Below are 20,679 nucleotides of genomic sequence, written 5' to 3'. Positions count from 1 at the left end.
GGTTGATCATAGAGCTATAGGCCAAAACCACCGGCACGAGTTGCAAAATTGTCATCTCGCCGTCAGCTGGGTGTTAAGCCATGCGCACCAAAATTGAACATGAACGCTCTGGAACCGTTGTATCAGGTATGCTTTTCGAGCAGGAAACAAAAAGAAACATATTAGCCAACCTGTTCGATAAGGAGTCCCGTTTTGGAGTTATCGACTGCCGCGTGGATGGTTCACGACACCCGCCTCATGTTCTGCGTATTACTGGCCATCGCCAGCATCATTGTGTTGATCAGCGCGACCAAGCTGCCGCCCTTCCTGTCGATCCTGATCGGTACGTTTATCGCCGGTGTCGGCGCGGGCTTGCCGCCGGAAGAAGTGGCCAAGGCCTTCAGCAAAGGCGCCGGGGCGATTCTCGGTGAAGCCGGGATCATCATTGCCCTGGGCTCGATGCTCGGCGCGTTGATGGCCGAATCCGGCGCTGCCGATCGTATCGCCACCACCCTGCTGGGGTTGGGTAAAGGCAAGTCATTGCCGTGGGTGATGGCGCTGGTGGCGATGGTGATTGGCCTGCCGCTGTTCTTCGAAGTGGGCCTGGTGATGATGGTGCCGATCATCTTCGTGATGGCCAAGCGTTCGAACCAGCCGCTGCTGAAAATCGCAATTCCGGCGCTGGCGGGGATGACCACCCTGCACGCCTTGATGCCACCGCATCCGGGGCCGCTGATTGCGGTCAGCGCGTTGCACGCCGACCTGGGCCTGACCATGTTGCTGGGCTTCTGCCTGGCGGTACCGGCCGTGATTCTGGCCGGCCCGTTGTACGGCAACTGGCTGTCCAAGCGCATGCACGTGGATGAGCCGGCCGACATTGGCGCGCTGTTCAGCGCACCGCCCAAGGCGCCGCGCCAGCCGAGTTTTGGTGTGTCGCTGCTGATCATCCTGTTGCCGGTGATCCTGATGCTCGGCAGCACCCTGGCCAAGGTTGCCATGTCGCCGGAAAGCCCGGTGGCACTGACCTTGAAGTTCCTCGGTGAGCCGTTGATCGCGCTGGGCCTGGCGGTGATTGCGGCGGTGATCTGCCTGGGCTGGGCCAGCGGCATGCCGCGGGCCGATGTCGGCAACACCCTACGCAAGGCGCTGGCGCCGATCGCGGTGCTGCTGCTGACCATCGGCGCCGGTGGCGGGTTGAAGCAAACCCTGCTGGATGCCGGCGTGAGCCAGACCATCAGCAAGGTGGCCGAAGGCGCGCACATGCCGTACCTGATGCTGGCCTGGTTGATTGCGGTGGCGCTGCGTCAGGCCACGGGGTCGGCGACCGTCGCCACCACGACAACGGCGGGCATCCTCGCGCCGATGATGGCGGGGTTGGCGGCGACGCAAAGCTCACTGGTCGCCCTGGCGATTGGTGCCGGCTCGGTGTTCTTCTGCCACGTCAACGATGCCGGCTTCTGGATGGTGCGCGAATACTTCGGCTTGCAACTGAAGCAGACGATCTGGGTGTGGTCGGTGTTGCAGACCATTGTGTCGGTGGTGGGCCTGGTGGGCACGCTGCTGATGTGGCACTTCCTGACGTAATGATCGTTCCCACGCTCCGCGTGGGAATGCATCCGTGACGCTCCGCGTCACACAAGCGGACGCGGAGCGTCCAGGGAGTCGTTCCCACGCAGAGCGTGGGAACGATCAGGTAGGTTGGCGCTTGCCAAAATGCGCCGCACTCACTGCGCCCACCGCGCCCATCACCACGCAATACCCCACGCAGATCCACGGGCTGGTGGGCATCAACGCGATCAACATCAGCGGCGTGGTACTCGCCCACAGCGCATAGGCAATGTTGTAGGTGAAGGAAATCCCCGACACCCGCACCTGCGCCGGGAACAGGTTGACCATCACCGACGGCACCGCGCCCACCACCCCGCAACTCAAGCCGGCAATTGCATACGCTGCGCCCAGCCACACGCCACCGGCAATCAGGCTCGCATAGAGCACGGCAATCCCCACCGGCAGAAGCAGGCTATAGACCAACACCGCACGCCAGGCGCCGATGCGGTCCACCAGCAGCCCGGCCAACACGCAACCGATATTCAGGAACACGATGCCCAACGCGCTCAGGGCGAAGGTGTGGCTGGGGCTCATGCCGAAGGTTTTCTGCATCATGGTCGGGGTGATCACCACCAGTACGACGACGGCCGAGGTGAGCACGCAGGTGAGGATCATCGCCGGCAGCAGCGCGCTGCGATGTTCCCGCAGGACGGTACGCAGCGGCAGTTCGGCGCCGGCCTGGCGACGGGCCTGCATTTGCAGGAACACCGGGGTTTCGCTGAGCCAGCGCCGCAGCCAGACACCGATCACGCCGAACACGCCGCCGAGCAGGAACGGGAAGCGCCAGGCGTAGTCGAGGATTTCGGCCGGGGTGAAGACTTGCGCCAGCAGCGTCGCCGTCAGCGCGCCGAGCAGGTAGCCGAAGGTCAGCCCGGCCTGGAGGAAGCCCAGGGCATAACCACGATGGTTGTCCGGGGCGTGTTCGGCGACAAACACCCAGGCGCTGGGCACTTCCCCGCCCACTGCCGCACCCTGGAGGATGCGCAGCGCCAGCAGGATCAACGGTGCGAAATAACCGATGTGTGCGTAGGTGGGCATGATGCCGATCAGCAGGCACGGCAGCGCCATCATCAGGATGCTCAGGCTGAACACCCGTTTGCGCCCCAGGTGATCGGCGAAGTGTGCCATCAGGATTCCGCCCAGCGGGCGCGCGAGGTAGCCGGTGACAAAGATGCCGAAGCTTTGCAGCAGGCGCAGCCACTCGGGCATTTCCGGCGGGAAAAACAGCTGGCTGAGGGTGAGCGCGAAAAATACGAAGATGATGAAGTCGTAGATTTCCAGGGCCCCGCCCAGGGCGGCCAGGCCCAGGGTTTTGTAGTCGGAGCGGGAGAAACGCTGCGCCTGTGGATAAGAGGTGGCAGTCATGGAAAAGCTCGGCAGACAAACAAAATGGCCTGCAGGTTATGAGCTGGGCCCGGTGATGGCAATCTCGCCGGATATATTTGCTTTACTCATTGATCAATGAAGATAACTACATTCCCAAATGAATAGCCGTAGAGGAACATGCAGCAAAATTGCCGCCCCCCATAATAAATACAAATAGAGGTACTGAACGTGGCCGATGCTATCGAAGACAGCCGCTACGCCCGATTCGCCCTGCGTTGTTCAAACTTCGCCGAGCGCTGGTTCCCGGACTCCTGGGTGTTTGCCGCCCTCGCCGTGATCATTGTCGCGGTGGCGACCCTGGGCATGGGCGCCGCGCCGACCGAGGCCGCCAAGGCCTTTGGTGACGGTTTCTGGAGCTTGATCCCGTTCACCATGCAAATGGCCTTTGTGGTGATTGGCGGTTACGTGGTCGCCAGCTCCCCGCCCGCCGTAAAGTTGATCGACCGCCTGGCGCGCATCCCGAAGAACGGCCGTTCTGCCGTGGCCTGGGTGGCGCTGATTTCGATGGTCGCCTCGTTGCTCAACTGGGGCCTGTCCCTGGTGTTCGGTGGTTTGCTGGTGCGTGCGCTGGCCCGGCGTACGGATTTGCGCATGGATTACCGCGCGGCCGGTGCTGCGGCCTACCTCGGCCTGGGTGCCGTTTGGGCGCTGGGGCTGTCGTCGTCAGCGGCGCAGTTGCAGGCCAACCCGGCCAGTTTGCCGCCGTCGATCCTGTCGATCACCGGGATGATCCCGTTCACCGACACCATCTTTCTGTGGCAGTCCGGCGTGCTGTTGCTGGCGCTGATCGTGGTGTCGCTGATCATCGCCTACGCCACCGCGCCCGGGCCGAACTCCGCCCGTGACGCCAAGGCTTGCGGTATCGACCCGGCCTTCAACATGCCCAAGCCGCAACCGCCGACCCGTCCGGGCGAGTGGCTGGAGCACAGCCCGTTGCTGACCATCCTGCTGGCGTTGCTGGCCGCCGGTTGGTTGTTCCATGAATTCTCGACCAAGCCGGCGATCAGCGCGATCTCGGGGCTGAACACCTATAACTTCCTGTTCCTGATGGTCGGTGCCCTACTGCACTGGCGTCCGCGCAGTTTTCTCGATGCGGTGGCCCGTGCGGTACCCACCACCACCGGGGTGCTGATCCAGTTCCCGCTATATGGCTCGATTGCCGCGCTGATGACCGTGGTGAAAGGCAGTGACGGCGCGACCCTGGCGCACCACATCTCGACCTTCTTCACCTCGATCGCGTCCCACGACACCTACGCGCTGTTGATGGGCGTGTACTCGGCGGTGCTGGGCTTCTTTATCCCGTCGGGCGGCGGCAAGTGGATCATCGAGGCGCCGTACGTGATGCAGGTCGCCAACGACCTGGAATATCACCTGGGCTGGGCGGTGCAGATCTACAACGCCGCCGAAGCGCTGCCGAACCTGATCAACCCGTTCTATATGCTGCCGCTGCTGGGCGTGCTGGGGTTGAAGGCGCGGGACTTGATCGGTTTTTCGTTTGTGCAACTGCTGGTGCATACGCCGCTGGTGTTGTTCCTGCTGTGGGCGTTGGGCACGACGCTTAAATATTTGCCGCCGGTGATGCCTTAATTATCTGAAGCTGCACCCGCTCTTCAGGCGGGTGCGGCTGGCAGGTTGTTCAGCAGCTCAGGTAGCGCGTGCTGAACCGTGTCCCATACCACTTCAAGATTTATGTCGAAGTAACCATGGGCAATCCGGTTGCGCACCCCGCGCATACTGCGCCAAGGCACCTGCGGTTGGGCGGCTGCAAACTCTGGATGTTGATCCATTATTTTGGTCGACGCTTCGCCGATGATGATCAAACTCATGATCACGGCTTGCTGGGTACGCTTGTCTTCAAAAAACTCAGGTTTGCTCACCCCTTCGACAAAGGTGATCGCGTCGGACGATGCCTGGCGCATGTGCTCCAGGTAGTCGCCAATCCGATTTGAGACCATACGGGCCGGGCCTCAGCCAAGACTTGAGCACGAAACTTCAGAGGCAGATCGCCAGGCGTCAGCAAATCGACGTTTACCCCGAGCAAGTCTTCCAACTCCACCTGCAGCCCACCAAGGTCAAAAAGGGTCGCTCCCGGTAGCGCATCAACCAGTAAATCGAGATCACTGCCGTCTTTATCAGTCCCCAACAAAACGGACCCAAACACCCTTGGGTTGGAGGTATGGAAACGTCCTACTACTTCACGCACGGCAGCCCTCTTGAGATCCAGGGCAGTTGAAGGTTTCATGGGGCACCTCTGCGGTATGCAATATCGGGCCAGTCTAGCAGTGCTTGGGATCAGGAAGCATGCCCACATGATCACACTGCTGTCTTCGTTCCGTCACATTCCATTGCTACCGTTCCGGCGAAACATATTGCAACAACTAACCCGCATGGACTCCCAGCAATGAGCGACGAGCACAAAGACCGCCCTTCCCAAGACATTGAAGCCAAACCGCCAGTCGACACCAGCCGGCGGCGCTTCCTGGGAGGCGCGGCCGTGCTGGGCGTGGGTGCGACCCTGAGTGCCTGCGGCAATACCAGCGAGGCACCGGGCAAGCCGGTGGAGCGGCCGCTAACCCCGCAAGAGCTGGACAAGGCCTTGCACGAACAGGTTAAAACCGTGGTGGTGATCTACGCCGAAAACCGCAGTTTCAACAACCTGTTTGCGGATTTCCCCGGGGTCGAGAAACCATTGTCGGCCCTCGCCCCTGCGGACTATCAGCAGCGCGACCGCGACGGCAGCCTGCTGAGCACCCTGCCCCCGACCTGGGGCGGCGTGTTGCAAATCGGCCCGCAGACCGTCGATGGCGTGACCTACCCCAGCGAAGTGCAATACCAGGAAAACCTGCCCAACGCTCCGTTCGCCCTCAAAGGCCCGAACGGCGAAGACCAGCCTCTGAGCCTGGTCACCCGGGATTTGTGGCACGTGTTCTATCAGAACCAGATGCAGATCAATGGCGGTAAAAACGATGCGTTCGTCGCCTGGGGCGACTCCGGCGGCCTGCTGATGGGCCATTACGCCCAGAGCCGTTACGCCCTGCGCTTGTGGGACGTGGCGAAGGAGTTTGTGCTCTGCGATAACTTCTTCCAGGGCGCGTTTGGCGGATCGTTCCTCAACCACCAATACCTGATCAGCGCCACCCCGCCGGTGTACCCAAACGCTGCGCAATCGGTGGCCAAGGCACAGATCGCCACGCTGCAAAGCGACGACCCGACCGACCCGCGCCTCAAGCCTCTGGACAAGTCCCCGGCCAGCGCCATGACCGGCCCGCCGCAATTCGGCCCCAGCGCACTGACCCCGGACGGTTTCGGCGTGAACACCCTGGCCCCGCCTTACTGGCCTACCTGGATTCGCGACCCCGAGCGCCCGGATTACTCCAAGCCCGACTTGCCTAACGTGCTGGTGCCACAAACCCACGAGCACATCGGCGACAAACTGTCGAAAAAGAACGTCGACTGGGCCTGGTACGCCGGTGCGTGGCAAGCAACGCTGGATCAGTTCAAGGACTCGGGCGGCATTCCGAAGATTCCGAACTTCCAGTACCACCACCAGCCCTTCAACTACTTCAAGCAGCAAGGCCCGGAAAACCCGGCTGAGCGCAATAAACGCCTGCGCGATGGCGGCCTGGGGGATGACGCCAGCACCAACAAGTTCTTCGCCGATGCCCAGGCCGGCAAGCTGCCTGCGGTGACCTTCTACAAACCCCAGGGCAACCTGAATATGCACGCCGGTTACGCCGACGTCGCTTCGGGCGACCGGCATATCACCCGCGCCTTGAAGGTGCTGCAGGAAAGCCCGCAGTGGAAGAACATGGTGGTGATCGTCACCGTCGATGAAAACGGCGGCTGGTGGGACCACGTTGCACCGCCAAAAGGCGATCGTTGGGGCCCGGGCACGCGGATTCCGGCACTGGTGGTCTCGCCGTTCGCGCGCAAGGGCACGGTGGACCATACCGTCTACGACACCGCGTCGATCCTGCGTCTGATCACCCGGGTGTTCCAGCTGGAAACCCTCGACGGGCTCAAGCAGCGTGACGATGCCATGACCGCGCGCGGCCAGAAACCCATGGGTGACCTGACCAACGCCCTGCACTTCAAGGTGTAGACGCACTTGCTCAAAAGCGACAAGCGCGCAGTTTTTCTACGCGCTTTTCCCGGTCAACCGCTACTGTGTGAGGGTGGGCATTCACCCCGCGCAGACGGGCTTTCGCTGACAGGGAACCATCCATGTTCAAACTCACCAGGTTGTCCTTCACCCTGGCCGCACTGACCTTGAGTGCGGTCGTACAGGCTGATATCACCGTACCGCTGGGTACCCCGCAACGGGTCACCCAGTTGTTCGCGTACCCGAACAATTGCAGCGTCATCTGTTTTCGTCCCTGGACGCTGGAACAGACCGTCGAGCACTACCTGAACCAGAGCCTGCAACGCGACGGTTACAGCCGGGCCAAAGTCAGCGTCAAGACCGAGCATGACCAGGTGCTGGCCACGTTCAGCGGTGTGCCAGACGGTTATGGCCAGCCGTTGACCACCTTGCTCGATACCGCCGACCTGGCTTACCAGGGCGCCAGCAAACTCAATGGCGATGGCAAATGGCAGTTCAACTGGTACCTGTTCCTGCCGCTGGGCATGGCCCTGGAAAACCGCAAGAGCATCGAGCTGCTGCACTTCCCGCCGGATTATTCCCTGACCCACTTCCAGGACTACCTGGAGTCGGCCACCACCGACCGCTGGGCGACCTTGCTCACGGCCAACGGCATCCCGGCGACCCAGACGCCGGAATACCAGACCATCATCGACATCGCCCCGATCGCCGCCCCTGCCACGGCGGGCAAGGACCTGGAAGGTGTGTACGGTTACTTCACCGACTACCAGACCCGGATGGTCAAGGAGCTGAGCCAGCACGCGGGCGGCGCGTTGCCGATGGTGGCCTTCGGCGCGCCGGTGCGCAGCTGGATCAAGCAGCAATACGGGCAAACCGTTGCCGTACTGGGCCTGGCGCAAATCAGCCCGGCCGTCGGGAGCCAGGTCGCCGTACTGGGCGCCAATCACCCGAGCTACATCTGGTATGCCGCCAACCCCGACACCTATGACGGTGACGAGCAAAAGGCCGACGAGGCCGGTTTGAAGGTGATGGGCCAGGACTTGAGCGCCGCCTGCTGGCAGGCCTCGATGGGCCAGAAGCCCGCCAGCGATCCGAATGTACAGCTCAAAGGCTGCATGAACACTTGGCAGGTAACGCGCAAGGAGCAGACCTGCGAACTGTTCTACACCTCTATCCGCGAGCTGACGCCCGATCAAGCGAACGCCAAGTGTGCCCAGCCGGCGATCAAAACCCAGCTGAGGCAATTGAAAAGCGCCGTGCCAGAACCGGCGATTGAAGCACCGGCGCTCTGAAGCAGGCTGCAAGAAGGGCATTTTCCTACATAAAAGATAGCCAATTTCTACTGTCAGATTTGACAGTAGAAATTGGTTCCCACTTAAGCGAGTCTTGAGCCGCGCCCATCCGCTGCAAGACTGGCAGTCAAGACACCACCGGCAGGTCGATGCAGCCCCTCCTGGAGAGTCATGAAAACTCAAGCCATGGACAAGGCTAAAACCGCTGTGAGCAAGTGTCTTTACCCGTTCGCGACCGCCCTCGCCGAACACGGCTACCCCCGCGCTCGCGACTATGAAGTGGTGCGTACCCGAGACGGTTCAGGCGACGGGATCAAGACCCGCGTCGCCTTTGACAGCCGCCTGTGTATCGCCAGGGTGTCCGGCTACGCATTGAATGAGCGGCGCCTGCATACGGTGCAGATGTCCTCGCGTATCCACTTGTACGACCCTTGGTTCAGCGGCCTGCTTTCGCATTCATGCAACCCGAACGCGTTTCTCGACATGACATACCTGGAACTGTGGTCCGTTCAGCCCATTCCCGCTGGCGCCCTGCTGACCATGGATTACGCCCACACCGAGGACGTATTGTTCCGACAGTTTCGCTGCCAGTGCGGCGAGCTCAACTGTCGGGGCTGGATCACCGGCATGAAGGAGCCGTTGAATCCCGAGGGTCAGCAATTCATGGAGCAGTGGCGCGAACGCAAAAGCCCTTAGACCGCACCCAGCGGGCGCAGGCGGTATTGCGGCGGCAGTTGCTCGAAGCCACTGATGGTGGTGTTCAGGCTTTTCCAGCGGCCGTCCTTGATCCCGTAAATGCAGCCATGAACCGACAGGCTCTGCCCGCGGTGCCAAGCGTTCTGCACGATGCTGGTGTGGCCGACGTTGGCCACCTGCTGGATCACGTTCAGTTCGCACAGGCGGTCTACGCGTTCCTCTTCCGTGGGCAACTGGGCCAGTACGTCGCGGTTTTCGTAGTACAGGTCACGGATGGTGCGCAGCCAGCCGTCGATCAGGCCCAACTGGTTGTCCTGCATCGAGGCGCGTACGCCACCGCAGCCATAGTGGCCGGTCACCAGGATGTGTTTGACCTTGAGCACGTCGACTGCGTACTGGATCACCGACAGGCAATTGAGGTCGGTGTGCAATACCACGTTGGCCACGTTGCGGTGCACAAACAGGTCGCCAGGCAGCATGCCGACGATCTCGTTGGCCGGCACCCGGGCGTCGGAACAGCCGATCCACAGATATTCCGGAGTTTGCTGGCGGGCGAGCTTGGCGAAGAATTCGGGATCTTCCTGTTTGATCGCATCCGCCCAGCGTTCGTTGTTATCAAGCAAGTCTTGTAGTTCGTTCATCAGGGAAAGCCTCAGGAATGATGCGCAGTTTTGACACTCGACCGCCCGTCCGGGTCACGCCAGCAATAAAGATAGCCGGCGGCAATTACTTGAATCTTGGGGAGCCATGCCTGTCCACACACTATAAGCCCCACAGTATGAGGAATCGCCATGACTGAATCACGACGTCCCTACGGCGCTACACAGCCGGAACCGATTGATGACAACGAAGATCGCATGGGCGAAATGCGCGAGCTGGATTTTGACAAGGAGGAGCCGACTGCGGAAATCGGCGACGAGATTCCGCCACGGGAGCGTGAGCACCTGATGCCCGACGAACGGGTGCGCGAAGCCGGGATGACCGGTGCTTCCACTGACGATCATGACTCAACCGATGATGACATGAGCCCGGAAACGCTGATCCATGAGGATGGCGCGCGGGATGCGCAGGAAGCAGGTGAAGACCATCCGGCGGATTACGATTTGAGTATCGTCGATGAAGACGAGATCGGCGGCGGCAATGGCCTGGATGAGGCCGAGTTGGCCGATATCGATCCAGTAGACGGCAACCGCTGACACCCTGCCGAACTGAATGTGGGAGCGGGCTTGCTCGCGAAGGCGGTGTGTCAGTCATTACATCTGGCGACTGGACCATCGCCTTCGCGAGCAAGCCCGCTCCCACCAAGCCCGCTCCCACATTGGGCCCTGTGTTTAGTCGACCAGGGTGCAGGCCATCACGACCGCATCTTCGCGGCCACCGACGGCGGGGTAATAATCCCGCCGACGGCCAATTTCGTTGAAACCATAACGCTCGTACAGCCGGAACGCGCCGGTGTTGCTGTCGCGCACTTCCAGGAAACATTCCCGCGCCTTGGCCTCGTAGGCCCGGGACATCAGGTGCTCCAGCAAGCTCAAGCCCAGGCCACGGCCCTGGTTTTCCGGCTTGACGGTGATGTTCAGCAAATGCGCTTCATCGAGGATGATCTGCACCACCCCGTGACCCACCTGCTGCTCGCCTTCGAACATCAGCCAGATCTGGTATTTGCCCAGCCCGTCGAGAAAAATCCCGCGGGTCCAGGGGTGGCTGAACGCTGCGTATTCGATCTTCAGTACAGCGTCGAGGTCCGCCTCGGTCATCGGGCGGAAGGATAAAGCTTCACTCATCGGTACTTTTCCAGCGCGCCATCAGCCGGCGCATGGCTTGCCAGACATCAGCCTTACGCTGTGGCTCTTCCATTAATAGTTCCAGGCCCGGCAGGGCCCAGACGGAGCCCAGGCCTTCGACCTGCAGTTCGCGGTACCAGGCCTCGGCATTCGCTTCGCCGGCAAAACGCACGGCGGGCAGGCCGATCAGCCACAGGCACACGCAGGGTTCGTCTTCCAGGCGCGCCGAGACAAAACCTTGCACAAAATCCCGCGCGGCTTCCGGGCCCTGGTCCATGGTGCCCCGGGCCAGCAGCGGCCAGCGCACCGGCTCGCCAACGATTTGCGGACTGTCGGGCAGGCCGGCGGCGCGCAACATGTCCTTGAGCAGCAGATAGGCCGGGTCGCGGGCCTGGAAGCGCTCGCCTGTGGGTAACTCCACCAGCAGCAGGCATCGCCCGGCCCGCAGCAGTTGCAGGGCAAAGCGTGGCGGCGGTACGACCGGAGCCTTGACCACGGCAGGCGCCTCTTCGGCGACGACCGGCTTGGCCACCGGCGACGGGCGCGGCACTTCGACCTTTGGCCGGACCACCGGGGTTTCTGCCACGGGCTTGACCAGCGGCACCGGCGCAGCCGCCTCCTCACCCGAAGGCTCGAAAGCCTCGAACGGTTCCGGGGCCTCCAGCAGCTCGGGCCGCGAAGGGGCGGCGAACGGTAATTCAGTGCGCGGCAGCCAGTTGACCACCTGCATGGCGGTCAAGTAAGCGCGACGTCGGGACTCGATAAGCAAAGGTCGGCCACTTGTGGATAACTAAAGAACAGGGATTCTACCGCCCTTCGACGAAGATCGCCCGCAGTTGATCGCTCCGGTGAGCGCCTCACGACCGGCTGTGGATAAATCCCGGCACCGATGCAGTACAATCGCTGCTTTTAATCGCTAACCAGCCGGCCATTCCGATGATCGAACCCAAGCGCGTCTTGCGCGCCCTCGCCGAACACTGGGCCCTGCTTGAGCCACTGTGCGAACACTTCGACCAAGGCACCCTGAGCCTCAGCGAACTGCGCGCCCAGCTGGCCGCCCAACAACTGGACAGCACGCCACAGGACATCACCAGCCTGCTGGACGTGTGGATTCGCCTGGATATCCTGGTGCCTGTCGCCAAGAGCCCGAACCGTTTCGAGCTCAACGCACAGATCCACGACTTCCTGGCGTATCTTCGCAAGGAGCACCGGCTAGGCCTGTGCCTGGAAATCGAAGCCTACCTGCGCCACCTTGAGCGCCTGGCGGGTTATATCCAGGACGCCTTCGACATCCGCGACGGCCATGACCTGGCGCGCCAATTGCGCCTGCTGGACATGCGCGTGCGCGACGTGCTGAAAAAACTCGCCAACGACGAACAGGCCCTCGCTGCCGTGGCCGATCGCGCCAAGACCAGCGACCGGCAGATCCCGTTGCGCCAGCGCTACGCCGAAGTACTGGCGACCTGGGACGAATACGTCGAGCCGATGATTCAACTGGTGAACGCCGACGGCGCCTTCGAACAAGGCGTGCGCAAGGTGGAAAACGTACTGTTGCGCATGCTCACCGAGCAGCAGCGCCTCGGCCACCTGGTGGACGACGACATGCTGCTGCGCACCCACGCGCGCATCCTCGAAATGCAGACCAGCGCCCAACTGACCTTGCGTCACGCCCGGGAACTGCTGCTGCCGTTGCGGGAAGAAGCGCGCCGGCACAACGCCGTGACCCGTGGCGCGGCGCTGGCCTTGTCGGCGATTCGCCGCAAGGGCCTGGACGCGGTGCCGCAAGCGGCGATGCCGATGTTCACCCGGCCGCAAAGCACCTTTCTTGGCAGTGCCAGCCAGGTCGAAGCCTACGTGTACGCCCTGGCCAACTTCGAACCGAAGCCGGCGCGTTTCCCCAAGGCGCACAAATCCCACAAGGGCGAAGCCCCTCGCGCACCGCGCACGGTCAAGGAAATGCTCGAGCGCTGTGAAGACGCGCTGCCGATGCCGGACCTGATGACCTGGCTGCTGGAGCAGGAACCGGACGGCGCAACCGACGAGTTGCTGTACTGGTTCTCACGCCTGTCGCGGGAAAAACGCTTCAAGCGTGAACGTCTGGAACGACGGGATTACCACACTCACGAGCACCAGGTCAGCCTGCGCTCATTCGCCCTGCTTCCAGCCAGTATTGATACGGCCGGGAATTCTGCGAGCACCCCTCATGCATCTTGATCTATCCGAACTGTCCCAGCTGGCGCCGATCTTTCGCGAGCTGTTCAAGGGTTACCACGTCAGCCGCCGCGACCCGGAGCTGTACGCCCAACTGTCGAACTTCCAGGACCAGTACCGCACGTTGTTCAAGGCCCTGGGCTTTGAGTTGGTGTGCGACACGCGAGGTTTCTACTACTTCGTGCCGGACTCGGCCGTGGCCGCCGCGCAGGTCAACAAGACCGCCCAGCGCCTGGCGTTGTTCACCTTCATCATCGTCGAGCACCTGGCCGACCAGGGCCGCGACCCGATCGCCGTGCTCGACGGTGGCAGCCTGGGCCGTGACGAACTGCCGTCGTTGTTGGAAAAGTACCGCGACCTGTTTATCCAGGCCGAAGTGCAGACCGTCGAGGAACTGGAAGAAAAAATCATGCGCCGCATGACCCAGCTGGGTTTTGCCGGTGAAGAGAACGGCATCTACCGCTTCCTGCCGCCGATGCACCGCTTCCTCGATGTGTGCCTCTCGGTCCAGCAAGACCGCGACCTGGCCGCGAGCATCCACAGCGTATTGCCGTTGCCGGCCCCGGTGATCATCGACGAAGACAGCGATGAAAAACTGCTGAAGACCGATGACCCGCTGGACTTGAGTGACTTTGCAGAAGAAAGCGAAGAAGACGCCCTGGCCCGCGCCATTGCCGAAGAACAGGAGACCGACGCATGAGCAAGGAACGCTACGGCATTCGCCGCTTCGCCCTTTTGAACACCGCCGGTTACAGCCTGGGTTTGTTCCCGCTGGAAGAACCGCTGTCGGTGTACGGCGCGAACAACCTCGGCAAATCGGCGTCGATCAACGCCTTGCAGTTCCCGATTCTGGCGCGCATGTCGGACATGAGTTTCGGCAAGTACACCCTGGAGCAATCCCGGCGTTTCTACTTTGCCACCGACACCAGCTACATCCTCGTGGAAGTCTCGCTTCCCCATGGCCCGCACGTGATCGGCGTGGTCGGTCGCGGCCCGGGCGGTGGTTTCGGTCACCAGTTCTTTGCCTACGCCGGCAAGCTGGACCTGGCGCACTACCAGAAGAACGACACCTGCCTGCGCCAGAAAGAGCTGTTCACCAACCTTGAGCGCGAAGGCCTGAAAGCCTATGAGCTCAAGCCCGATGAGCTGCGGCGTTTGCTGGTGGGCGGCCATACGTCGATCCCGCTGGACCTGACCCTGATTCCGCTGCGCTCCACCAGCGAGCAGAGCCTGAAGACCTTCCGCGCGCTGTTTATCAATTTGCTGCACATGCGGGAAATCACCGCGGCCAAGTTGAAGCAGCTGTTTCTGGATGCGTTCGAACACAGCCTGCGTTCCGGCAGTGTCGATTACATCGCGGCGTGCGAAGAAGCCTTCCGCGATGTACGACGCATGGAGCAGGATTACAACTCGCTGGTGGCTGCCGGCCCTCTGGTAGAAGCCTTGGCCAACGGCGTGAAGCAGCGGGACATTCTGCGGGGCAAGCTGCATCGCCTGTCACCGCTGCTGGATTCGTTGCTGGGCACCTGGTCGGACTACGCCAGTGCGCGCAAGGAAGAACTGACGATCCAGGCCGAGCATTACCGCAACGAGCAAGACGCACTGCAGAACGACCAGCGCGGCGGCACTCAGGAGCTGATGCGCCTGGAACGGGAAATCAGCGGCATTCAGCGCTGGCTCGGTGAGCTGTCGGTGCTCAAGCACCGATTCGCGCTGGTGGATGACGTCAAGGTGCTGGAGCAGCAACTGCTGGCCGCCAAGGATGCTCACGATGAACTGGCCGGGGCCTTGGCGCAGTCGCGTCAGTTCAGCGCCGAGGATCTGGATGAACGTCTGCGGGACCTGGAAAAACGCCTGAAGTCGGTGAAGCAGCAACTCGATCACGCCGACAACAACAGCTACGCCAAGCTGCGGGAAGAATTCTCGCAGCAGGATGTCGAGCGTCTGATGCGCCTGTTCAACAGTTCGCTGTTCAGCTTGCCGCTGGGTGAGCATGGCATCACGCTGGACGAGGACGGCCTGTGGGTGAAATCCCTGGAGCAGATCCTTGATGGCTTCAAGGGCGAGCGTTTTGAAGTGCCGGGGCTGGCCATCGACATCTCGCACATCGAGCCACCGGCGTTGCAGGCACTGGCTGACCGCGCCGCGTTGCGCGACCAGAAAGAGCGTCTGGAAAAAGAACTCAAGCAACTGAAAACCCAGCAAGCCGTGGCGGCCGACCGCGCGGCGAGCAAGACCCAGACTGAAGCGCTGTACCAACAGGTACTGGACGCGCAGAAGGCGCTGGAAGATTTCCGCCGTGCACAAACCCTGAGCGCCGAGGAAGGCGAGAAGCTGGAAAGCCTGGCGCAGATGGAAGCGGCCCAGGACGAATTGAAACGCTCCAGCGATGCGTTTACCGAGCGCGTCCAGCAACTGTCGGCCAAGCTGCAATTGGTAGGCCGGCAGATTGGTGATATGGAAGCCAAGCAGCGCACCCTGGATGACGCATTGCGTCGTCGCCAGTTGCTGCCGGCAGACTTGCCGTTTGGTACGCCGTTCATGGACCCGGTCGACGATTCCATGGACAACCTGCTGCCGCTGCTCAATGACTACCAGGACAGCTGGCAAGGCCTGCTGCGCGCTGATGGCCAGATCGACGCGCTGTACGCACAGGTGCGCCTCAAGGGCGTGGCCAAGTTCGACAGTGAAGACGATATGGAGCGCCGCCTGCACCTGCTGATCAACGCTTACGCGCACCGTACCGATGAAGCCCTGACCCTGGGCAAGGCCCGGCGGGCGGCGGTCACGGATATCGCGCGCACCTTGCGCAATATCCGCAGCGACTACGACAGCCTTGAGCACCAGTTGGCGTTGTTCAACCGTGAGATCAACAAGCGCCAGGTGTCCAACCTGCAGAGCTTCCGCATCGTGCTCGCGCCGAACAAGGAAGCCCTCAAGCATATCGACCAGATCATCCACAGTGCCGGTCAGTATGAAGAAGGCGAAACCCTGTCGGTGTTCGATCTGAGCCAGAGCGCCGAGCAGGACAACAAGAACGAGGAAGCCAAGGAATACCTGGCGCGCCTGGTTGCGGCCAACCATAACCAGTTGGGCCTCAAGGACTTGTTCGAACTGGCGTTCGAGATCACCAAGGTCAACGGCCAGCCGATCATTCACACCGACATCGATGGCGCCGCCTCCAACGGCACCACCATGACCATCAAGGCGCTGACCAACATGTATTTGTTGCTGCACTTGATGGACCGCGACCAGGCCGGTCGTGTGCGCCTGCCGTACTACCTCGATGAAGCCGCGGACATCGATGAGAAGAACCAGGCGGCATTGCTGGAGACCAGCTTGCAACTGGGCTTCGTGCCGATTCTGGCGAGTGTGAAGCCGCAGGTTTCCGCCCAGGTGGCGATCGACCTGGAAGGCGGCAGCGGGCCGAACGGGATCTACATTGATGAAGCGGACTGGAAGTACATCCGTCGTCACGATGTGGTGAAGGCGACGGTGAATGTGCAGGCGGATGAGCCGGAGCTGGATGAGGTTTAATCAGTTGCGCTGAAATGCAAAAAGGCCGCGATCTTCTGGATCGCGGCCTTTTTTTGGTGTTCTTGAGGGCCTCTTCGCGAGCAAGCCCGCTCCCACATTCAATCGGGTTCCTTCAATGGGAACTGGGTCAAATGTGGGAGCGGGCTTGCTCGCGAAGGCCGCGCCTCGATCTATTTGCCGAGCGGGATTTTAGGGGCCCAGGTCAGCCATTCGTCTTCAAACTTGTCGAACAGCGGGAAGGTCTGCTGGGGCCGAGCGGCGTTGCCCATGCGCTCGCCATCCGGCGTGGCAAAGGCGATGCCGCCGGCGACCAGGGTCTCCAGGGACTCCGTGCGAACAGTCGCGCCCTTGAACAAGCCGAAGTCGAGCCCGAAGCCGCTGGTGTTCCAGAACCGGCTGCCACTGCGCACCAGAGGCGCGTACTTGGGCTCGATCAGGATGTGAACCAGCACACGGTCGGCGGTCTGGCCCAGCTCGTAGCCGGTAACTTTGCCTACGGTGACTTCGCGGTAAGTGACCGGAACGCCTTCCTTCAACGAGCCACGGCGTGCGGCGCTGAGTACCAGGCTCAGGCCCTCCTCCTGATGAACGGCTTCTGGCGGCTTGTCCAGCGCGACGAAACTCTTCTGTGGGCCGATGCTTTTGGTCGCTGGCTGTACTTCGATGTACTGGCCGGTCACCAGGGTTTCCAGGTTCGACGTTTTCATCAGGCCCAGTTCAGGCTTGACCACCCAGAACTGACTGCCGGCCCGTGCAATGCGGTCGGCCACTTGGGTGATACGCGCGCTGAGCAGCACCGATTGCATGTCGGCGCTCAGGTCGACACTTTCGATCTTGCCTACGTCCAGGCCCTTGAAGCGCACTGGCGTACCCGGGCGCAGGCCATCGGCGCGGTCGACCTTGATGGTCACCAACGTACCGTGCTGGTTGGCGGCTTCGCGATCCGGGAACAGACGGAAACGCGGGATGCGCTTTTTCAGCGGCACATTCGGCTCCGGGGTTTCGAAGGCGATACCGCCCGCCATCAGGCTGGCCAGGGATTCGCTTTTCACCTGGATGCCGCCGGTAAGCCCACCGGTCAGGGTCACGCCGCTGGCATTCCAGAAACGGGTCGAACCATTGACCAGGCCTTCGTATTCTTTCTCGATATGGACGCCGATCACCAGTTGCTTGTTCTTGCGGGAGAACTGGTAGCTCTGCACGGAACCGACCTTGACCTGCTTGTAGAGGATCGGGCTGCCGACATCAAGGGAACCGAGGCTGTCGGTGAAGAGCACCATGTGCAGGCCGGGGGAACGCAGGTCCAGTGGCGGCGCCTTGGCGCGGGCGACGTACTCCCGTTGTGGCGCGGTGCCCTTGTCGCCGGGACGGATGGCGATGTAGTTACCTTTGACCAACGCTTCCAGCCCGGTGATGCCCGCCAGGGAGATAGACGGCTTGACCACCCAGAATTGGGTGTCCTGGACGAGGTAGTCTTCGGCCAGTGGGTCGAGGGTCAACTCGGCATTGGCGCTGGACAGGTCCGGATCGATCTTCAGGGTTTTCAGGCTGCCGACCTGGATGCCTTTGTACATCACCGGGGTGCGGCCCGCCTGGAGGCCTTCGAAGTCGGTGAGTTTGACTTTGACCTTGATGCCCGCCGCGGCTGCATCGAAATCTTCGTACAGGCGGAACGGCAGGCTCGGGTCCGTCGGTGGGCTGTCCTTGCGGTTCTCCGGCGTGGCGAAGGCGATACCGCCGGCAACGATGCTGGCCAGGGATTCACTGCGGACTTTTACGCCGGAAAGGTTGGCGTCGATGCTGATGCCGCTGGCGTTCCAGAAACGCGTGTGTTTACGCACCAGGCTGGCGTAGGTCGGCTCGATGTAGACCTTGATTTCAACGGTGGTCTGGTCTTCGGAGAGCAGGTAGCTTTTGACCTGGCCGACCTGGATCTGCTTGTAGAACACCGGGCTGCCACGGTTCAGCGAGCCGAGTCGATCAGCTTTGATCGTCAGGTGCAGGCCGGGCTTGGCGTCGGATAAAGGCGGTTCTTCGGACAGGGCCTTGAACTTGCGCGTCGGCTCACCATCGCCTGGGCTGGCGGCGATGTAGTTACCCGAGACCAGGGTTTCCAGGCCGGTGATCCCGGCCAGGCTGACACTTGGCTTTACCAGCCAGAAGCGGGTGTTGGTCTTGAGGTATTGCTCCACGTCCTTGTTCATCTCGATGGTGGCGATCACCCCGCGATTGTTACCTTCGTCATCCAGGGCAAGGGTTTTCACCTTACCCACGGACATGCCTTTGTAGACCACTTCGGTCTTGTTGGCCTGGATGCCTTCGCCGCTTTCAAAGCGAACCTGAATCTCGATGCCTTGCTGGTTGTAGGCGCGCCACCCCAACCAGCCGCCGATGATCAGGGCAATCAGGGGCAGCACCCAAATGGCCGACCAGTTTGAAGCTGGGCGGGTTTTAGCCTTAGGCAAATCACTCATGGTCGTCGTCCGACTCCGTGTTATCCCAAATCAGTCGGGGATCAAAAGTTACTGCGGCAAGCATCGTCAAGATCACCACACTGGCGAACGCCACGGCACCGAGATTGGCCTCGACACTGGCAAGTCGCCCAAAGTTTACGACTGCCACCAGGATGGCAATCACGAAGATATCCAGCATGGACCAGCGGCCAATGAACTCGATAAAGCGGTACATGATAATGCGTTGTTGCGCGGAAAGTGGCTGGTGACGCTGCACCGAGAACAGTAACAAGCCGATGCCCACCAGCTTGAAGGTGGGCACCAGAATGCTGGCGATGAACACTACAGCGGCGATCGGGAACATGCCGTGCTGCATCAACTGGATCACGCCGGACATGATGGTGCTCGGATCGCCTTGGCCCAGGGAGCTTACGGTCATGATCGGCAACAAATTGGCCGGGATGTACAAGATGGCTGCCGTGATCAGCAGCGCCCAGGTGCGCGTCAGGCTGTTCGGACGACGGGCGTGGACCAGCGCGCCGCAACGGGTGCAGGTTTGCTCGTCGGTGTCCGGGTCTTGTTTGTTTAGTTCGTGGCATTCGGTACAGATCAGAATGCCCGCATCAATCGCCCGCATGAGCATCCTCTCCTGACAGCGCTTCCCAGATCTGGTGAGGTGACATCACCACCTCCAACAATATCTGGACCATTAACAGACTGACGAAGCAGGCCAGACCGAGCCCTACGGTGATAGTGGCCATGTCAGCCAGCTTTACGATCGCCACCAGCACGCCCATCAGGTACACCTCGAGCATTCCCCAGTCCTTGAGGTGGTGGTAAATGCGATAAAACAGCAGGCCGTAGCTGCGACCGATGTTCCAGCGAATGCTCAGCAATACCGCCAGTTGGCACAGGAGCTTGAGCAACGGAATGCCCATGCTGCAGAGGAACACCACCACGGCGACTCCCTGCATGCCGGTGTCGAACAGGCCGACGACGCCGGTCCATACGGTGTCCTGCGAGGACTGCCCGAGTAGATTGAGCTGCATGATGGGTAAAAAGTTCGCGGGGACGTACAACAATAGCGCCGCAAGCACTAACGCCAGGCTTCGTTCAACGACGTTGTGGCGGTGAGCGTACAGCTCGTAGCCGCAGCGTGGGCATTGGGCCTTTTCACCGCGGGCAAGCTCCGGCTTGCGCATCAACAAGTCGCACTCATGGCATGCCACGAGTTCGTCCAGCGGTAAGTCTGACGCCTCAAGGGCATCAACCGGGTCGGGCATATAGGGCTCGGACTCTAAAAAAGATTAGGTGCCTATTCTAGTGTTCTGGTTCAGAAATAACTGTGCAAATTTGTCGGGAGATTCAGTAGCGTGTGTGTGCGCGAGGGGGGGATTGGGACGAGGGGATTTAGACCAATGCGTGGCATCAGGTAGCCCGCGTTACCGTTGGAGTTTTTCGCCAGCAAGCTCGCCATACTTTCCGACCGCGCAAAACAAAACCCCTGACTGCATAAGCAATCAGGGGTTCTGGAATTTAATCTTGACGATGACCTACTCTCACATGGGGAAACCCCACACTACCATCGGCGATGCATCGTTTCACTGCTGAGTTCGGGATGGGATCAGGTG

Annotated in this window: 17 protein-coding genes, 1 rRNA gene and 1 pseudogene; 9 read left to right on the top strand and 10 right to left on the bottom strand. The window is 61.3% G+C overall.

All coding sequences use genetic code 11. The features are described from left to right. Window positions 1–192: 192 nt before the first annotated feature. Complete coding sequence (locus HX818_RS18455; protein WP_177020524.1) at window positions 193–1,563, top strand: gluconate:H+ symporter; 1,371 nt, start codon at window positions 193–195, stop codon at window positions 1,561–1,563. Window positions 1,564–1,668: 105 nt separating this feature from the next. On the opposite strand, the gene HX818_RS18450 is transcribed toward HX818_RS18455, so the two are convergent. After that, window positions 1,669–2,952 carry an MFS transporter gene (locus HX818_RS18450; protein WP_087693794.1) on the bottom strand — a complete coding sequence of 428 codons (1,284 nt, stop codon included), beginning with the start codon at window positions 2,950–2,952 and terminating at the stop codon, window positions 1,669–1,671. A gap of 189 nt (window positions 2,953–3,141) precedes the next feature. Between HX818_RS18450 and HX818_RS18445 the strand changes: the two genes are divergently transcribed. Continuing rightward, window positions 3,142–4,560 (top strand): short-chain fatty acid transporter, encoded by a 1,419-nt coding sequence (locus tag HX818_RS18445; RefSeq protein ID WP_008437512.1) that lies wholly within the window; start codon window positions 3,142–3,144, stop codon window positions 4,558–4,560. Window positions 4,561–4,583: 23 nt separating this feature from the next. Here HX818_RS18445 and HX818_RS18440 read toward each other — a convergent pair whose 3' ends face one another. Together HX818_RS18440 and HX818_RS18435 are read right to left on the bottom strand one after the other, a co-directional pair. Further along, on the bottom strand, window positions 4,584–4,928 hold the full coding sequence (locus tag HX818_RS18440) for a DUF86 domain-containing protein (RefSeq protein WP_177020523.1): 345 nt from the start codon (window positions 4,926–4,928) through the stop codon (window positions 4,584–4,586). Beyond that, window positions 4,928–5,215 (bottom strand): annotated as a pseudogene (locus HX818_RS18435) (nucleotidyltransferase family protein); the annotation flags it as partial. The gene HX818_RS18440 and the pseudogene HX818_RS18435, both read right to left, overlap by 1 nt. A gap of 159 nt (window positions 5,216–5,374) precedes the next feature. Here HX818_RS18435 and acpA point away from each other — a divergent pair. From acpA to HX818_RS18420, 3 genes are all read left to right on the top strand, one after another. After that, on the top strand, window positions 5,375–7,075 hold the full coding sequence (acpA, locus tag HX818_RS18430; protein WP_177020522.1) for an acid phosphatase: 1,701 nt from the start codon (window positions 5,375–5,377) through the stop codon (window positions 7,073–7,075). A 122-nt stretch (window positions 7,076–7,197) separates the two neighbouring features. Then, window positions 7,198–8,367 (top strand): hypothetical protein, encoded by a 1,170-nt coding sequence (locus tag HX818_RS18425; protein WP_003214388.1) that lies wholly within the window; start codon window positions 7,198–7,200, stop codon window positions 8,365–8,367. Window positions 8,368–8,538: 171 nt separating this feature from the next. Further along, window positions 8,539–9,063 carry a hypothetical protein gene (locus tag HX818_RS18420; protein ID WP_003214386.1) on the top strand — a complete coding sequence of 175 codons (525 nt, stop codon included), beginning with the start codon at window positions 8,539–8,541 and terminating at the stop codon, window positions 9,061–9,063. Here the strand turns inward: HX818_RS18420 and can are convergent. After that, complete coding sequence (gene can / locus HX818_RS18415; protein ID WP_003214385.1) at window positions 9,060–9,704, bottom strand: carbonate dehydratase; 645 nt, start codon at window positions 9,702–9,704, stop codon at window positions 9,060–9,062. The genes HX818_RS18420 and can overlap by 4 nt on opposite strands. Before the next feature lie 150 nt (window positions 9,705–9,854). On the opposite strand from can, the gene HX818_RS18410 reads away from it, so the two are divergent. After that, window positions 9,855–10,259 carry a hypothetical protein gene (locus HX818_RS18410; protein ID WP_003214383.1) on the top strand — a complete coding sequence of 135 codons (405 nt, stop codon included), beginning with the start codon at window positions 9,855–9,857 and terminating at the stop codon, window positions 10,257–10,259. A 135-nt stretch (window positions 10,260–10,394) separates the two neighbouring features. Here HX818_RS18410 and rimI read toward each other — a convergent pair whose 3' ends face one another. Then, a complete protein-coding gene (gene rimI / locus HX818_RS18405; protein WP_003214382.1) occupies window positions 10,395–10,847 on the bottom strand; it encodes a ribosomal protein S18-alanine N-acetyltransferase in 453 nt (150 codons plus the stop codon). Next, a complete protein-coding gene (locus HX818_RS18400; RefSeq protein WP_003214379.1) occupies window positions 10,840–11,577 on the bottom strand; it encodes a hypothetical protein in 738 nt (245 codons plus the stop codon). The genes rimI and HX818_RS18400 overlap by 8 nt, the downstream gene beginning before the upstream one ends. 206 nt (window positions 11,578–11,783) lie before the next feature. On the opposite strand from HX818_RS18400, the gene mksB reads away from it, so the two are divergent. The 3 genes from mksB to mksF are packed head-to-tail and all read left to right on the top strand — an operon-like array spanning window position 11,784 to window position 16,595. Continuing rightward, window positions 11,784–13,061 (top strand): Mks condensin complex protein MksB, encoded by a 1,278-nt coding sequence (gene mksB / locus HX818_RS18395; protein WP_003214377.1) that lies wholly within the window; start codon window positions 11,784–11,786, stop codon window positions 13,059–13,061. Next, a complete protein-coding gene (gene mksE, locus HX818_RS18390; RefSeq protein ID WP_003214375.1) occupies window positions 13,051–13,758 on the top strand; it encodes an Mks condensin complex protein MksE in 708 nt (235 codons plus the stop codon). Before mksB ends, mksE begins: the two co-directional genes overlap by 11 nt. Beyond that, on the top strand, window positions 13,755–16,595 hold the full coding sequence (gene mksF / locus HX818_RS18385; RefSeq protein WP_177020521.1) for an Mks condensin complex protein MksF: 2,841 nt from the start codon (window positions 13,755–13,757) through the stop codon (window positions 16,593–16,595). The genes mksE and mksF overlap by 4 nt, the downstream gene beginning before the upstream one ends. 170 nt (window positions 16,596–16,765) lie before the next feature. Here the strand turns inward: mksF and HX818_RS18380 are convergent, their stop codons facing one another. The 4 genes from HX818_RS18380 to rrf form a co-directional block, all read right to left on the bottom strand. Continuing rightward, on the bottom strand, window positions 16,766–19,069 hold the full coding sequence (locus tag HX818_RS18380; RefSeq protein WP_177020520.1) for a PqiB family protein: 2,304 nt from the start codon (window positions 19,067–19,069) through the stop codon (window positions 16,766–16,768). After that, window positions 19,062–19,685, bottom strand: a complete 624-nt coding sequence (locus tag HX818_RS18375; protein ID WP_003214366.1) for a paraquat-inducible protein A — start codon at window positions 19,683–19,685, stop codon at window positions 19,062–19,064. Before HX818_RS18375 ends, HX818_RS18380 begins: the two co-directional genes overlap by 8 nt. Beyond that, window positions 19,672–20,331 carry a paraquat-inducible protein A gene (locus HX818_RS18370; RefSeq protein WP_003214364.1) on the bottom strand — a complete coding sequence of 220 codons (660 nt, stop codon included), beginning with the start codon at window positions 20,329–20,331 and terminating at the stop codon, window positions 19,672–19,674. Before HX818_RS18370 ends, HX818_RS18375 begins: the two co-directional genes overlap by 14 nt. A gap of 257 nt (window positions 20,332–20,588) precedes the next feature. Beyond that, a 5S ribosomal RNA gene (gene rrf / locus HX818_RS18365) occupies window positions 20,589–20,679 on the bottom strand; the annotation flags it as partial.

The sequence above is a fragment of the Pseudomonas sp. F9001 genome (assembly GCF_013385435.1).
Lineage (GTDB): Bacteria > Pseudomonadota > Gammaproteobacteria > Pseudomonadales > Pseudomonadaceae > Aquipseudomonas.
Note: the sequence above shows the minus strand (reverse complement) of the source record. Positions and strands in the feature narration are given on the sequence as shown.

What these genes read in the sequence shown, in the direction of transcription:
- HX818_RS18450 (WP_087693794.1), bottom strand. Translation starts at nt 2,952, where the DNA reads ATGACTGCCACCTCTTATCCACAGGCGCAGCGTTTCTCCCGCTCCGAC.
- HX818_RS18440 (WP_177020523.1), bottom strand. Translation starts at nt 4,928, where the DNA reads ATGGTCTCAAATCGGATTGGCGACTACCTGGAGCACATGCGCCAGGCA.
- acpA (WP_177020522.1), top strand. Translation starts at nt 5,375, where the DNA reads ATGAGCGACGAGCACAAAGACCGCCCTTCCCAAGACATTGAAGCCAAA.
- HX818_RS18425 (WP_003214388.1), top strand. Translation starts at nt 7,198, where the DNA reads ATGTTCAAACTCACCAGGTTGTCCTTCACCCTGGCCGCACTGACCTTG.
- HX818_RS18420 (WP_003214386.1), top strand. Translation starts at nt 8,539, where the DNA reads ATGAAAACTCAAGCCATGGACAAGGCTAAAACCGCTGTGAGCAAGTGT.
- can (WP_003214385.1), bottom strand. Translation starts at nt 9,704, where the DNA reads ATGAACGAACTACAAGACTTGCTTGATAACAACGAACGCTGGGCGGAT.
- HX818_RS18410 (WP_003214383.1), top strand. Translation starts at nt 9,855, where the DNA reads ATGACTGAATCACGACGTCCCTACGGCGCTACACAGCCGGAACCGATT.
- rimI (WP_003214382.1), bottom strand. Translation starts at nt 10,847, where the DNA reads ATGAGTGAAGCTTTATCCTTCCGCCCGATGACCGAGGCGGACCTCGAC.
- HX818_RS18400 (WP_003214379.1), bottom strand. Translation starts at nt 11,577, where the DNA reads ATGCAGGTGGTCAACTGGCTGCCGCGCACTGAATTACCGTTCGCCGCC.
- mksB (WP_003214377.1), top strand. Translation starts at nt 11,784, where the DNA reads ATGATCGAACCCAAGCGCGTCTTGCGCGCCCTCGCCGAACACTGGGCC.
- mksE (WP_003214375.1), top strand. Translation starts at nt 13,051, where the DNA reads ATGCATCTTGATCTATCCGAACTGTCCCAGCTGGCGCCGATCTTTCGC.
- mksF (WP_177020521.1), top strand. Translation starts at nt 13,755, where the DNA reads ATGAGCAAGGAACGCTACGGCATTCGCCGCTTCGCCCTTTTGAACACC.
- HX818_RS18380 (WP_177020520.1), bottom strand. Translation starts at nt 19,069, where the DNA reads ATGAGTGATTTGCCTAAGGCTAAAACCCGCCCAGCTTCAAACTGGTCG.
- HX818_RS18375 (WP_003214366.1), bottom strand. Translation starts at nt 19,685, where the DNA reads ATGCGGGCGATTGATGCGGGCATTCTGATCTGTACCGAATGCCACGAA.
- HX818_RS18370 (WP_003214364.1), bottom strand. Translation starts at nt 20,331, where the DNA reads ATGCCCGACCCGGTTGATGCCCTTGAGGCGTCAGACTTACCGCTGGAC.